Source organism: Tessaracoccus bendigoensis DSM 12906 (assembly GCF_900141915.1).
Classification (GTDB): domain Bacteria; phylum Actinomycetota; class Actinomycetes; order Propionibacteriales; family Propionibacteriaceae; genus Arachnia; species Arachnia bendigoensis.
The window spans coordinates 1-12,844 of sequence record NZ_FQZG01000024.1; the positions used below are offsets into that span (position 1 = coordinate 1).

Below are 12,844 nucleotides of genomic sequence, written 5' to 3' on the forward strand. Positions count from 1 at the left end.
AACCAACGGCGACACGCCTGCTCGCTGGCGCTCGCCGGGCGGCTCAACCAACGGCGGCACGCCTGCTCGCTGGCGCTCGCCGGGCGGCTCAACCAGCTCAACCAGCTCAACCAGCGGCATCACACCCCAATCGTCAGGGCAGCGGTGTAGCCCTCCGAGGCGGACCCGGACATCGACGCGAGCTGATGGATGCCCCCGTCGTTTCCGAACTCGCTGTCTGTCGCGAGGGTCAGCCGTGCGAGGTTGCCGACGCTCTGCCCGTAGCCGCCCGTCGCGTAGACGGCATCACTGGCCTCCTGCGTCAGGGCGAGCTGCGAGGTCTTCACAATGGGCCCAGCGGAGATGGCATTGGGGACGTCCGAGTAGACCTCGAAGTGCACGTGCGGCCACCGTCCGGGATAGCAGCCGGGATAGATGGAGGTGAAAGTGACGGTGCCGGTGTCGTCGGTCGCCTGAACGCCGCGCAGGTAGTTCACGTCTTCGAGACCGGCGGAGTAGAGCGAGTAGCCGCCGACCCGGTCGCAGTGCCACACATAGACCGCCGCGCCTACCAGGGCGCGCCCGGTGGACGCGTCACGCACGGTGAGCCGGATGGTGAGCGGAACTCCCTCGGCGGCAACGGTGGTGGAGCCGAAGCTTGACCGGATGTCGCTGCGGACGATGCCCGAGTCGTCTAGCACGTTCACCCCGTTCGACCCGTCGCCCGGGAAGGGCCCTTCGGTCTCATCCGGCACTTCGGTGATCGGGCTCGGCGTCGTGGCGGGGCCGGTGGTGGTGGTGGGCGACGCCGGTACACGAGGGTTCGGATGTCGTAGACGAGCCCGCGGTGATCCTCCTCGAGCTCTTGCCGTCCTCGTCAACCCACTTCGCATCGTTCGAGTTCTCGGTCATCCTCGTCTCCCTGGCTATGCGGTGGGGGCCTCGGTGCCGGTCATGATGCCCAGCCGGTCGCCGCTGATCGTGATTGCATCGAGCGCCGTGGTGAAGTCCTCGAGCTCCTCCGCGCTGAACGCGACCTCCTCGGCGCCGATGTTCTCCAGCAGGTGCGGAAGCCGGGTGGTGCTTGGGATCGGCACGATCCAAGGGTTCTGCGCCTGGATCCAGGCCAGTGAGAGCTGGGCCGGGGTGGCACCCTTCCGCACGCCCCACTCGTTCAGCAGCTGGATCAGCGGCATGTTCGCGGTGATGTTCTCGGGCGTGTGCCGGGGCAGCATTCCGCGGAAGTCCCCTTGGGTGAACACGGTGCTGGCGTTGATCGTCCCAGTGGTGAACCCGTACGCGAGCGGCGCCCAGCAGACGAAGCCGATCCCGAGTTCCTCGCAGATCGGGAAGAACTTCTCCTCGGATTCGCGCCACATCAGCGAGTACTCGTTCTGGATGGCCGTGAGCGGCTGGGTCGCGTGGGCCCGTCGGACGGTTTCGGGGCCGGGCTCCGAAAGGCCCCAGTGGAGCACCTTGCCGTCCGCGATGAGTTCACCGACCGCACCGGCGACGTCCTCGATCGGGACAGCCGGGTCGACACGGTGCTGGTAGAGCAGGTCGATGTGGTCGGTGCGCAGGCGTGTGAGCATGCCGTCGACGGCCCTCTTGATGTGGTCGGGCTGGCTGTTGAGGCCTTCTCCCTGCGCCCCCGTCTCCGGGTCGATGTTCCAGCCGAACTTCGTGGCGATCTTGACCTCGTCGCGGATCGACTCCAACGCCTCGCCGACGATGCGCTCCGACTCGAACGGCCCGTAGGCCTCGGCCGTGTCGAAGAGGGTGACGCCCTGGGCCGCGGCGCTGCGGATCAGGCGGACCATGTCGTCGCGGCTGGACACCGGGCCGTACAGGGTGCCTGTCATCGTCTGGCAGCCCAACCCGATGCCGGAGACCTCCAACGAGCCGAGGGTGCGACTGCCGGTCAGGGTGATCGCGTCGTTGACCCAGGAGTCGGACGAGGTGCCGGGCGCGGCGCCGCCGCCGTCGCTTGGCGTGGACGAGGCCGTGGGATCCGCCGCGGGGCTGCAGCCGGTGGCCGCGAGGACGGGAACGGCGGCGACTCCGGCGCTGGTGAACAGGAATCGGCGGCGGCTCGACCCCCCAGTTGCCGGGGTCCCGGCCGTTTCGTTGGTGGTGGCTGTTCGACGGTCCATCTTGACTCCTCTGGTTCGTCCACGTTGTGGCAGCTTCTGTTTCAGGAAACCAGGGACCCCGCCGACGAAGAAGGAACTGGCAGTAGGTGTCTGCCCTGCGACCAGGCAGGTCACGCGGTGTCAGCTCGCATCGAGTTGCCGCTCCCAGAAGCGCACCGCGTCGTCGACCCAGCCCTCTGCGACGGTGCCCGTCCCAAGTCCGAAGCCGTGGCCGATCCCGTCGAAGATGTGGAACTCGGTAGGCACCCCGGCCTGATCGAGGCGGTCGATCCGCTGCCGCATGACGGTGGGGCTCGCGATGCCGTCGTCCGAGCCCACGACCGCGAAGGTCGGCGGCTCATCCTCGGCGTAGTCGGAGTGGCCGGTGTAGGCCATGACGACCGTGCCCGGTCGCGGGCGCTCCGCGGCCCCGAAGGCGGCGGTCCCGTAGCTGCCGAGGTTGGCGGCCATTCGCGCCCCAGCGCTGCTGCCCCACAGGGAATACCCGATCGTGTCGACGTCGAGCGCGGCCTGGTTGTCGAAGACGAAGTCGATCGCGTGCGCGAGGTCCTCGGTGGCGGGCCTACCGCCGTCGCCGACGCGGTAGTTGAGCACGAAGGCGTTGTAGCCGTGTTCGTTGATCTTCTGGGCGTACGGGAAACCCTCGTGGACCGAGCCGACGTAGGAGAAACCGCCACCTGGGGAGACGATCGCCAACGGCGCCGCTGCCTCGCCCCGGAAGAAGAACAGGCCGACGTCCGCCTTCGCGGGATCGGCTGCCACGTCGGCGGCGTCGTAGATCGGATGGAACGTGACCCGACCAGCCAGGACGCCGTCCTGCAGCCGGGTGAGCGTCCGGGCCACCTCGGCCGGGTCGATGTTGCTGTGGCAGGGCAGGAGTCGACCGGTGTCCGCGACGGTCATATCCCCGGTGATCCGCTGCCGGCTCGGGAAGAGCAGCCCACCGAACCCGTCGAACTCGTCGGCGTCCATGATGGCGCTGAGGGGTGTCGTCTCGGATATCTCGACGGTTCGGACACGCGACGCCGCGGGGCTGCCCGTCCTCGGGGGCGTCGGCGCGGCGGTTCCGGCGGGGGACGCGGCGGTGTCGCCCGGGGCAAAGGCATCGGGGGATTCGGTCGAGCCTTGGCAGGCGGTCAGCGTCACGGTGAGGGCGGCTGAGACGATCAATGCCGCCAGGGTCGGGAACTTGAACATGTCGGGCCGTCTTTCCGGGAGTTTGGCAACTCGGCGCGGAACCAAGTCATGGTCGGGTGTTCTTCAGCCCAGCACTCTTGGCCCGCCTTTGGAAGGAACCCGCGATGGGTGTACTGGCAGTTCCTTCCGCCGGTTCTCCGGGTGTAGTGTTCGACCCGGTGATGGACCCCGCCGGGGCCGGTTGATCCGGCCCGAACCGCCTCTTTGGCTGATGGCTCCTGTCCACCGGATTCCGGGGGCGGTCGAGCGTGCCCGGCACACGAAAGGCGAGAACATGGCGTTGCAGTTCGGCTCATTGCAAGCACCGGAAGCCCCGGTTTCGTGAGCGCCGCCAGACCGGTTCCGCAGCCGGACCCGTCACGGCTGACCCCGTTCGCCGGTCACGCGGTGGTGGTCGGGGTGGAGCCGGGCCAACCGGATCTGGTCGCCGTCACCGCGGCGGAGCTGGCGGCGGGGCTCGGTGCGAAGGTCTATTTTGCCTACGCCGACCCGGGTCGGCTGCCTGAGCGGGAGCTGCCTGACGGCAGGGTGGAGCATGTCGACCTCAACCCGGACCTGTTCGACGACGACACCTGGCGGGCACGTGAGGCCTCGCTCGTTGCGGCGATCGAGGCAGCACTGGTCGGACGCGAGGTGGCGTGGGAGTTTCGCTACCTCGCCGGGCGGGCCGACCGGGCGTTGACCCACCTGGCCCGCGCCGTCGACGCGGCAGTGATCGTGGTCGGTGCGGGGCGGCGTGGCGGTGGGGTCAGGCTGCAGCAGTTGCTGCAGTGGCCGGTCGGGGTTCATCTCGCCAACCATCAGCACCGGCCGGTGCTTGTGGTTCCGCTGTCCGTGGTCGACTGGAAGACCTCTCTGGGATGAGTGAGGCCACGACCCGTGCCAGGCGACCCGCGTATCTCCGGCCCGCCCTGATCGGGCTGGTCATGCTCGGCGGGACGGTCGGCACGACGCTGCGGGCGGGCGTCGCGCAGGCGTTCCCGACGGCGTCGGGGGGCTGGCCGTGGGCCACGTTCGGCGTCAACATCCTCGGCGCGTTCCTGTTGGGGGCGCTGTCGGAGGGGCTGGCCGCGCTGGCGCCGCAGGATCCCCGACGGCGGGCGCTGCAGCTGGCACTCGGCACCGGGCTGCTCGGCGGGTTCACGACGTACAGCTCGTTCGCCGTCGAGACCTTGACGCTCATCACCCACGGCTCTGCCTACCTGGCGCTGGGATACGCGGCGCTCAGTGTCGCGACGGGGTTCGGTGCGGCCTTCGTCGGCATGTCGCTGGGGCGCCGCTTGGCATTACGTTGGCGGGGGGAGTCGAGGTGATCACCGTCTGGTTGGCTCTGGCCGGCGGGCTGGGCGCTGGGGCCCGGTTCGTGGTCGACGGTGCCCTGAGCGCCCGCAACCGGTGGAGCATTCCCCTGGCCACGCTGGCCATCAACGTGGTCGGTTCCTTCCTCCTCGGCCTGGTGACGGCGTGGGTCGCCGACGGCGCCCCACTGTCGGTGCGCCTGGTCGCCGGCGTCGGATTCCTGGGCGGGTTCACCACGTTCAGCACCGCCAGCGTCGAGCTGGTGCGCCTGGCCCGGGCGCAGCGACCGCTGGCAGCGGTGGGGCTGGCGGTTGCGATGCTGGTATTGGCGGTGCTGGCCGCCTTCCTGGGGGTCGCGCTCGGCTGAGGTCGCGCATTCTGCGTCTGGGAGTGTCCGATCTGTGCCGGCGGCGCCTCGTCCAGGGGTTCCTGTGCACAGATCTCTCCATGTTTGGAGGCGACCCTATATAGCGGCTGCCTCCACGTATACAGAGATTTGTGCACGCGGGCGCCTGGTTCGGGCCGGCTCACCGCCTGGAGTTCGGATCGGTGGAGACCGGCTGCCCGGCGACGGTGTGCTCAGCGCCGGGGGCCGTGGCGCTGGCGGCGAGGCTGCCGAGCAACCGGAGGCGTTCCTCCGTCGGGCTGCCCGGGTCGGCGGTGTAGCCGAACATGAACCACTCAGGGTCGGCGGGCAGGTCCATCGCCTCGTAGCTGAGTTCGAGGTCGCCGACGTCGGGGTGGTGGATGCGCTTGATTCCGGTGCGGTGGTGTCTGACGTTGTGGGCGGCCCAGCGGAGCTGGAACCCTTCGCTGCGGGTGATGAGCTCCCCGATCAGGTCGGTGAGTTGTCTGTCTCGCGGGTTCTGCCCGGCGTAGGTGCGCAGCGTCGCGACGATGTCGTCGGCGCCCTGGTCCCAGTCGGGGAAGAAGTTGCGGGCGGCCGGGCTCAGGAACATGAAGCGCGCCGTGTTGCCGCGACCGTCAGCGTCCGCCAGTAGGGGCGCATACAGGGCAAGGCCCAGCTGGTTGGCGGTGATGATGTTCATGCGTCGGTCGCGGATCCACACCGGTGCGCCGGTCACCGCATCGATGAACCGCTGGAGGCCGGGTCGCACCGCCTGGGGCCGACCGGGCTTGCGGCGTCGAGCCGGGGTCGGGTCTGTCGTTCGAGCCAGGTCGTGCAGGTGGTCGGTCTCGGCATCGTCGAGGCGCAGGGCTTTGGCCACCGACTCCAGGATCTGTGGGGAGACGCCGCTCAGGTCGCCGCGTTCCATCCTCGCGTAATAGTCGAGGCTGACGTCGGCGAGGATGGCCACCTCCTCGCGGCGGAGCCCGGGCACCCGGCGTCGGCCACCGCCGATGATGCCGACCTGCTGTGGGGTCAGCCTGTCGCGGCGGCTGCGGAGGAAGTCGCTGACCTCGTCTCTTTGCTCCATGTGGCCAACGTTAGGACGGTCGGCTCGCGCGTGGGGTATACCGCCAGTACACGGATAGCACGTCCCTTCCCGGCGACGGCCGCTCGGGTTGAACTTGTCGGGTGAGCATCTCCCCATCCATTTCCGCACCACCGGTCAGACGCGAGGCGCGCCCCGGCGTGATCCTCGCGATCGTGCTTGTCAGCTACTTCATGATCGTCCTCGACAACTCAATCATCTTTACAGGATTACCTCAGATCCAGGCCGGGCTGGGGCTGAGCCCTGGCGGGCTGGCGTGGGCGCAAAACGCCTACACCCTCGTCTTCGGAGGCCTGCTCCTGTTGGGCGCCCGGATGGGCGACCTGCTCGGCCGACGTCGGGTCTTCATCGTCGGATTGGCCGTCTTCGGGCTGGCCTCGCTGCTGGTCGGCACCGCCCAGAGCGGGGCCTGGATCATCGCCGCCCGCGCCCTCCAAGGCGTCGGGGCCGCGGTCGTCGCGCCCACCTCACTCGCCTTGCTCACGGCCGCCTTTCCCCCCGGCCCGGAGCGCACCCGGGCCACTGCCGCCTACGGGACCACCGCGGGCCTCGGCTCCAGTCTCGGCCTGGTGGTCGGAGGGGCACTGGCCTCGGCCGTCTCCTGGCGGGCCGGGTTCTTCATCAACGTGCCCATCGCAGTCGCCATGATGATCCTGGCCGCGAAATGGCTGCCGGATTCCGCCGTCGTCCGGGGCCGCTTCGACCTCACCGGCGCGATCGCCTCGACCCTCGGCATGGGGGCGTTCGTTTTCGGGATCATCAACGCCGGTGAGGGCGGCTGGACCGATCTTCTGACGGTGGCGCCGATAGTCGCCGGGCTGGTCCTCCTCGGCGGCTTCGTCGTCAACGAGTGGCGCGCCGGGCAGCCGATCATGCCCCTGCGCCTGTTCGCCAGCGCCCAGCGCTCCGGAGCCGCGGTCGTCCGGCTGCTGTTCGCCGGGACCATGATCGGGTTCTACTTCTTCACCACTCAGCTGTTCCAGGGGGTCTACGGGTGGACGCCTTGGCAGGCCGGGCTCGGTTTCCTGCCCATGACGGTCATGCAGTTCACCTCGTCGCTGTTCGTCTCCCGCCTCACCCGACGGTTCGGTGGGGCGCGGCTGCTGACAGTCGGCCTCGTCCTGGTCGCGGCTGGCATGGCGTGGATGACGCAGCTCACCGGGGACACCCCGTTCCTGACGGGGGCGGTCGGTCCGTTGATTCTGCTCGGCTTGGGGCAGGGCATCACCTTCGGGCCGCTCACCTCTGCCGGGGTCGCCGGTGCCCGGCCTGAGGATGCTGGTGCGGCCTCGGGGATGGTCAACACGGCCCACCAGGTCGGCTCGACCCTCGGTGTGGCGGTCCTGACGGCCGCGGCGGCGGGCGCCGCCACGCTCGAGGCCCGCGTCGTCGACGCCTACCTCGGCGGCACCCTGATGCTCGTGGCGGCCGTCGTCGTCTCCGTGGTATTCATCATCCCAGCGGAGCGTGCGAGGGGTGGGTCTGGACGATGGCTCCGATGGCGATGAGGGCCACAGCGGCTGGTTGAGGCGAGGTTGACGCGCGACGCGGAGGTCGAACGGGCGCATCAGCGAGGAGCGGCTGCACATCGCCTGTGACCCGCATGACGTGGTCGGCCGCGGGACGGCGGTGGTGAATATGCATCGGGGGGCTCTGGAGCCGCTGGCCAATGTTCGTCCCGGTGGCAGCGTCAACCAGATGATCGACTTGGGGGCATGCGGTCACCGTGAGCCGCGCAACGATAGGGTCTTTGTGCATGACTTCAGAGTTGATGGACGGACAGTTTCAGGTGCTCGCGGGGCCGGGCGACCACGGATTCACCTGCCACCGGATTCCGGCGCTGACTCTTGCCAACAATGGCGACCTGCTGGCGGCCTGGGATGGCCGACCGGGGTGTTGTGACGATTCGCCCAACCCGAACTCGATCATCCAGCGCCGCTCCACGGACGGGGGTCGGACGTGGGGGCCGGTCACCACCGTCGCGGCGGGGCACGTCGGGCCGGTGGGGGAGAAGTTCGGCTACTCGGATCCGTCGTATGTGACAGACCGGGTCACGGGGGTCATCAACGTGTTCTTCGTGAAATCGTTCGATGTGTCCTTCTGGGATTCGCGTCCCGGCGTCGACCCGTCCACGAGGGACGTCCTGCACGCGGCAGTTACCCGATCCGACGACGACGGGCACACCTGGACCGAGCCGCAGGTGATCACCGCGGCCATCACTGCACGGCCGGAGCTCTACCGGGCCCGGTTCGCCGCCTCGGGGGAAGGCATCCAGCTGCGCTACGGGGCGTATGCGGGTCGCCTGATCCAGCAGTACACCTTCGCACGCGTGTCGGGGGAGTTCGAGGCCGTGTCGGTGTTCTCCGACGATCACGGGGCTTCCTGGCAGGCCGGCTCCCCGGTCGGGGTGCGGATGGACGAGAACAAGGTGGTGGAACTTTCCGACGGGCGGGTCATGGTCAACTCGCGGGCATCGGATGAGACCCGTTGCCGGAAGGTGACGGTCTCCGACGACGGTGGTCGCACCTACGGTGAGGTGGTCGATGACACGGCCCTGGTCGACCCGCGCAACAACGCCTCGATCATCCGGGCGTTCCCCGACGCGCCCCAGGGCAGCGCCGAGGCCCGGATGCTGCTGTTCTCCAACGCGGCCAGCGCCACCGACCGCGTCAACGGCACCATCAGCGTCTCCTTCGACGACGGCCGTACCTGGCCGACGTCGAAGGTCGTCGTGCCTGGCAGCTTCTCCTATTCGACGTTGACGGCGCTGGCCGAGCCTGGCCGTTACGGGCTGCTCTATGAGGGTGCCGACACGCACATCTGTTTCATGACCGTCTCGCTGGGCTGGCTCGGCGTTCAGCCCTGAACGGGCATGCCTGAGCCCGGCCGACCGAACCACGCCTCCGACACCCGGCTCACCGTCGTGGCAAGCGTCGTTCGCCCAACGCTCGTGATCACCAGCCCGTAGATCATCCGCACGCCGGTCAACACGTCCGCGCCCTGCAGATCGGGGCGGACCTCGCCGTCGGCGACGGCGGCCTCGATGTGCGGTGCGAAAGCTTTGACGAGGCGCTCGTTGCCGCCGAAGTCGGGCAGTTCCCGGCGGGCCTCCACCGCCATCTCGACGAAGGCGGCCGAATCCGCCACCACCCCCACCAGCACCTTCCAGAGTGCCCAGAACGAGCCGGGGCCGACGTCGGCGCCTGCCTCCTCAAGCCGGACGAAGTTCTCCTCGAAGACCGCGAGCGCGAGGTCCAGGCGCTTGGGGAAGTGTCGGTAGAGGACGCCCTGGCCAACTCCGGCGCGTTGCGCGATGGCCTGGAGTGGCACGCTGTAGCCGCGTTCGGCGAACAGTTCCTTCGCCGCGGCGAGGAGCGCCTCCCGGTTTACGGCGGCGGCTGCGGGCCCCCTGTTGATCCTGCGGTGTTGAGCGGGCATGCTTGACAGCATAGAACCGGACACTGGTGTCCGGTCGTCGAGGAGGAATCGTGGCTGAGATGTTTGACCAGACGTTCGATGTCGTCGTTGTCGGATCGGGTGGGGCCGCGATGGCCACCGCCTTGGGCGCCGTCGATGAGCACCTTGATGTTGTGATGCTGGAGAGCACGGACAAGTGGGGTGGCAGCACCGCCATGTCCGGTGGCGGCTTGTGGCTGCCGAACAACCCGTTGATGCGGCGCGAGCGGGTGGCCGACTCGCGCGAGGCGGCGCTTGCCTACATGGAGGCGTCCATCGGAGACGTCGGACGGTCGACGTCTCGGGCGCGCAAGGAGGCGTTCGTCGACTCGGTGGAGGACTTCGTCACCACCGCGGAGCGCTACGGCGTGGAGTTCGTCCGGGCGGGCGAGTATCCCGACTACTACCCGGAACTGCCCGGCGGGCGGATCGGCCGCGCAGTGGAGGTCAAGCCGCTGGACTCGAAGAAGTTGGGGGAGTGGTACAAGACGCTGCGTCTCACCGCGCCGCTGCCGATCAAGACCGACGACGTGTGGCTGATCCAGCGGGCGTGGTCGACCTGGAGCGGTTTCAAGCGGGGCGCGGGTGTCGTGTTCCGGATGCTCGGGTTCGTCGGCACGGGGCGGCGCGGCGTCGGGATCGGTGCCGCGCTGGCCACGGCGATGTTCGTCGGCGCGGTCCAGGAGGGCGGCGCCAAGCTGTGGCTGAACTCACCGGCCGAGGAGCTGATCCTCGACGGCGACCGGGTCGTCGGTGTGCGGGTCACCCGCGACGGCCTCGTCCAGAACATCGGGGCCCGACGAGGCGTGATGCTCGCCGGTGGCGGCTTCGACCGCAACACCGAACTGCGTCAGCGCTACCACGGGATCGACGGCGCCACCTCGGGCAACCCAGGCAACGTCGGCGGCGCGATCTCGCTCGGGCAGCGGGCAGGGGCGGCATTGGAACTGATGGACGACGCCTGGTGGGGAGCCTCGGTGATCGGCGCCGACGGCGCGGACCCGGCATTCCTGGTCGGTGAGCGTTCGCTGCCCTACTCGATCATCGTCGATGCCTTGGGCGACCGGTTCGCCAACGAGGCCGAGTCGTACGTCGACCTCGGGCACCACATGCTGGAGCACGACCCCGACGGCGTCTACTGGCTGATCGGCGAGGCCCGCCACGCCCATCGGTACCTGCGCACCTATGCGCTGGACCCGCGCAACAACAAGGCGCTCGCGGACGAGGGGTCGATGGCGAAGGCGGCCACGCTGGAGGCTTTGGCGCGCAAGATCGGGATGGATCCTGCCAGGCTGCAGGACACCGTCGAGCGGTTCAATGGGTTCGCCAGGGCCGGGGTCGATGACGACTTCGGGCGTGGGAAGTCGGCCTATGACCGCTACTACGGCGACCCGTCGGTGGTGCCGAACCCGAACCTCGGCCCGCTGGAGAAGGGCCCGTTCAACGCGTACCGGATCGTGATCGGGGACCTCGGGACGAAGGGCGGGGTCCTGACCGATGAGCATGCCCGGGCCCTGCGCGAGGACGGTTCGGTCATCGAGGGGTTGTATGCGGCTGGCAACAACTCGGCCTCGGTGATGGGGCGCACGTATCCGGGCCCAGGCTCGACGATCGGGCCAGCGGCGGTGTTCGGGCTCAGGGGCGCGCGCCACATGGGAGGGCTGTCGGCCGAGCCCGTCGGTGCGGGCGCGGCCAGCGTCAGCGCCTGAGGGGCGATCGCGGCTCCGGCGTGCACAGATCTCTCGATTTGCCCGGATGAGGCCGGTTTGAGGGGCCGCCTCGACGTATGCAGAGATTTGTGCACGCCACCCCCGCGGGTCGAGTGCTTCGTGCGTCTCGCGGCTCTCGGCGTTCGGGCTCTACGCGGGTTCAACGACCAGGCGCAGCCGGTTGCCGGTGGCGCGCGCGATCCGGTTGAGCGTGGCCACGGTGGGCGTCTTACCTCCACGCTCCAAGTCGCTGATGAAGGGCTGCCGGGCACCCATTCGACGCGCCAGTTCGGCCTGGCTGATCCCGGCCTCGGTGCGCATCTTGTAGACCAGCTCGGCCAGCGCGATCTGGGTATCGGCGTCCGCGTCGGCGTCCGCGTACTCCTGGCGCTGCGCGTCGGTGTAGGAGGCGCTGACCTCGGCGCGGAGGTCGTCGAGGTCGACGTATCCGGTCGGGATGGTGGTGGTGCTCATGACTCGATCTCCTTCTCGTAGTCGGCCTTCGCCTGCCTGGCTCGGGTCACTTCCTGTCGCTCGTTGTTCTTGGTCTTGCGGAAGGTCGTCAGCGTGATGATCCTCTGCTGCGGCTGGAACGTGTAGGTGATCCGCTGGGCGATGGTGGCCTGCTGGATCGAGAACCGCAGCTCGAACAGGCCATCGCCCAGGGACTTGCTGTGCGGCATCCGCAGCTGGTTGCCCAAAGCCCGGAGCATGTCGAGCATCTTGTCGACCAGCCGACGATCCGCCGGCTTCAATCCTCGATACCAGTCCGCGACCTCGGGCGAGACGATGACGGTCCAGGCATCTCCCACGACCTATCCTCCACGACCCGAACTATACACAAGCGTAGATATTCACACAAGTATATATGGGACGTGGTGAGCGGACGAGAAGCTGCTGGCCTGGTCGGCGCTGTACTCGATCGCTCCGACCCATGTGCCTGTGATCCACGAGCAGGCGCCCCAGCTCGGCCGCGTGCTCGACCTCGGTCGATGGGTCCGGACGTGGCTTCGCCGGACGGTGAGGGCACCGTCCGGCGAAGTGGCGTGGGGGTCAGTCTTCGGTGTCGTCGGTCTCGCGTTCGACGACCAGGGTGACCTTTGAGACGACGGCGGCGATGGCTCCGATGGCGATGAGGGCCGGCGCCATCGCGGCGGTCAGGACGGTGATGACAACACCGGCCTGCAGCGGGATTTCAATGAGGGTGGTGCCGTCGTCGCGGTTGAGGATGATGCGGCGCACGTTGCCTTCGTGAATGAGTTCACGGACCTTGGACAACAGGTTCTCCCCGTCGACTTCGTAGCGTTCGGTGGTGGTGTGCTTCTCGGTCATTTCTGGAACTTCCTATTCGTGTGATGTTGGTGGCGATTTGCCTTTGTCTGCGACTTGCTGACGGTGTCAATTCTTCTCCGGGTTTGGGGTTGGGCCATCGCCTGTCGGGTCCGTTTGCGGATACCGCGGACGTGGTACGAGCGAGCTGTTCCACTACGTCGTCCGCGGTGGTGGAAATGGTGCCCCGAGGTGATGTGCTGACTGGGAGAAGCGGGAAGGATTGTGGCATCGGGTTGGTGATCCGCACCGGCCGATCAGAGTG

The 12,844-nt window shown here is 68.4% G+C and carries 14 protein-coding genes and 1 riboswitch; of the genes, 6 read left to right on the plus strand and 8 right to left on the minus strand.

The window, feature by feature from the left end; all coding sequences use genetic code 11:
• Positions 1-119 precede the first annotated feature (119 nt).
• The 3 genes from BUC15_RS07850 to BUC15_RS07860 form a co-directional block, all read right to left on the minus strand.
• A complete protein-coding gene (locus BUC15_RS07850) occupies positions 120-734 on the minus strand; it encodes a dioxygenase family protein (RefSeq protein ID WP_217652165.1) in 615 nt (204 codons plus the stop codon).
• Positions 735-905: 171 nt separating this feature from the next.
• On the minus strand, positions 906-2,132 hold the full coding sequence (locus BUC15_RS07855; protein WP_084189444.1) for an aldo/keto reductase: 1,227 nt from the start codon (positions 2,130-2,132) through the stop codon (positions 906-908).
• A 120-nt stretch (positions 2,133-2,252) separates the two neighbouring features.
• Positions 2,253-3,329, minus strand: a complete 1,077-nt coding sequence (locus tag BUC15_RS07860; RefSeq protein WP_217652166.1) for an alpha/beta hydrolase — start codon at positions 3,327-3,329, stop codon at positions 2,253-2,255.
• Positions 3,330-3,477: 148 nt separating this feature from the next.
• A riboswitch (Fluoride riboswitch) is annotated at positions 3,478-3,557 on the plus strand.
• 93 nt (positions 3,558-3,650) lie between these two features.
• On the opposite strand from BUC15_RS07860, the gene BUC15_RS07865 reads away from it, so the two are divergent.
• Genes BUC15_RS07865 through BUC15_RS07875 form a run of 3 tightly spaced genes read left to right on the plus strand, consistent with a single transcriptional unit; the run spans position 3,651 to position 4,995 of the window.
• Positions 3,651-4,193 (plus strand): universal stress protein, encoded by a 543-nt coding sequence (locus BUC15_RS07865; RefSeq protein ID WP_073186971.1) that lies wholly within the window; start codon positions 3,651-3,653, stop codon positions 4,191-4,193.
• The gene (locus tag BUC15_RS07870; protein WP_073186972.1) at positions 4,190-4,642 is read left to right on the plus strand and encodes a fluoride efflux transporter FluC; all 453 of its coding nucleotides are present in this window, start codon (positions 4,190-4,192) and stop codon (positions 4,640-4,642) included. The genes BUC15_RS07865 and BUC15_RS07870 overlap by 4 nt, the downstream gene beginning before the upstream one ends.
• Positions 4,639-4,995 carry a fluoride efflux transporter FluC gene (locus tag BUC15_RS07875; protein WP_073186973.1) on the plus strand — a complete coding sequence of 119 codons (357 nt, stop codon included), beginning with the start codon at positions 4,639-4,641 and terminating at the stop codon, positions 4,993-4,995. Before BUC15_RS07870 ends, BUC15_RS07875 begins: the two co-directional genes overlap by 4 nt.
• Positions 4,996-5,155: 160 nt before the next feature.
• On the opposite strand, the gene BUC15_RS07880 is transcribed toward BUC15_RS07875, so the two are convergent.
• Positions 5,156-6,067 (minus strand): helix-turn-helix transcriptional regulator, encoded by a 912-nt coding sequence (locus BUC15_RS07880; protein ID WP_073186974.1) that lies wholly within the window; start codon positions 6,065-6,067, stop codon positions 5,156-5,158.
• A 101-nt stretch (positions 6,068-6,168) separates the two neighbouring features.
• On the opposite strand from BUC15_RS07880, the gene BUC15_RS07885 reads away from it, so the two are divergent.
• Positions 6,169-7,593, plus strand: coding sequence for an MFS transporter (locus BUC15_RS07885; protein ID WP_217652167.1), 1,425 nt, complete (start codon positions 6,169-6,171; stop codon positions 7,591-7,593).
• A 248-nt stretch (positions 7,594-7,841) separates the two neighbouring features.
• On the plus strand, positions 7,842-8,951 hold the full coding sequence (locus BUC15_RS07890; RefSeq protein ID WP_073186975.1) for a sialidase family protein: 1,110 nt from the start codon (positions 7,842-7,844) through the stop codon (positions 8,949-8,951).
• On the opposite strand, the gene BUC15_RS07895 is transcribed toward BUC15_RS07890, so the two are convergent.
• Positions 8,942-9,523, minus strand: coding sequence for a TetR/AcrR family transcriptional regulator (locus tag BUC15_RS07895; RefSeq protein ID WP_084189451.1), 582 nt, complete (start codon positions 9,521-9,523; stop codon positions 8,942-8,944). The genes BUC15_RS07890 and BUC15_RS07895 overlap by 10 nt on opposite strands.
• Before the next feature lie 59 nt (positions 9,524-9,582).
• Here BUC15_RS07895 and BUC15_RS07900 point away from each other — a divergent pair, with 59 nt between their 5' ends.
• A complete protein-coding gene (locus BUC15_RS07900; RefSeq protein ID WP_073187011.1) occupies positions 9,583-11,250 on the plus strand; it encodes an FAD-binding protein in 1,668 nt (555 codons plus the stop codon).
• A 150-nt stretch (positions 11,251-11,400) separates the two neighbouring features.
• On the opposite strand, the gene BUC15_RS07905 is transcribed toward BUC15_RS07900, so the two are convergent.
• From BUC15_RS07905 to BUC15_RS07915, 3 genes are all read right to left on the minus strand, one after another.
• Positions 11,401-11,724, minus strand: coding sequence for a helix-turn-helix domain-containing protein (locus tag BUC15_RS07905; protein WP_073186977.1), 324 nt, complete (start codon positions 11,722-11,724; stop codon positions 11,401-11,403).
• A complete protein-coding gene (locus BUC15_RS07910) occupies positions 11,721-12,062 on the minus strand; it encodes a type II toxin-antitoxin system RelE/ParE family toxin (RefSeq protein ID WP_073186978.1) in 342 nt (113 codons plus the stop codon). Before BUC15_RS07910 ends, BUC15_RS07905 begins: the two co-directional genes overlap by 4 nt.
• 241 nt (positions 12,063-12,303) lie before the next feature.
• Positions 12,304-12,582 carry a DUF4342 domain-containing protein gene (locus tag BUC15_RS07915; protein WP_073186979.1) on the minus strand — a complete coding sequence of 93 codons (279 nt, stop codon included), beginning with the start codon at positions 12,580-12,582 and terminating at the stop codon, positions 12,304-12,306.
• Positions 12,583-12,844 lie beyond the last annotated feature (262 nt).

Bases quoted from the DNA above. Each gene is read 5' to 3' on its own strand.
- BUC15_RS07855 (WP_084189444.1), bottom strand. From the start codon at position 2,132: ATGGACCGTCGAACAGCCACCACCAACGAAACGGCCGGGACCCCGGCA.
- BUC15_RS07860 (WP_217652166.1), bottom strand. From the start codon at position 3,329: ATGTTCAAGTTCCCGACCCTGGCGGCATTGATCGTCTCAGCCGCCCTC.
- BUC15_RS07870 (WP_073186972.1), top strand. From the start codon at position 4,190: ATGAGTGAGGCCACGACCCGTGCCAGGCGACCCGCGTATCTCCGGCCC.
- BUC15_RS07880 (WP_073186974.1), bottom strand. From the start codon at position 6,067: ATGGAGCAAAGAGACGAGGTCAGCGACTTCCTCCGCAGCCGCCGCGAC.
- BUC15_RS07890 (WP_073186975.1), top strand. From the start codon at position 7,842: ATGACTTCAGAGTTGATGGACGGACAGTTTCAGGTGCTCGCGGGGCCG.
- BUC15_RS07895 (WP_084189451.1), bottom strand. From the start codon at position 9,523: ATGCCCGCTCAACACCGCAGGATCAACAGGGGGCCCGCAGCCGCCGCC.
- BUC15_RS07900 (WP_073187011.1), top strand. From the start codon at position 9,583: ATGTTTGACCAGACGTTCGATGTCGTCGTTGTCGGATCGGGTGGGGCC.
- BUC15_RS07905 (WP_073186977.1), bottom strand. From the start codon at position 11,724: ATGAGCACCACCACCATCCCGACCGGATACGTCGACCTCGACGACCTC.
- BUC15_RS07915 (WP_073186979.1), bottom strand. From the start codon at position 12,582: ATGACCGAGAAGCACACCACCACCGAACGCTACGAAGTCGACGGGGAG.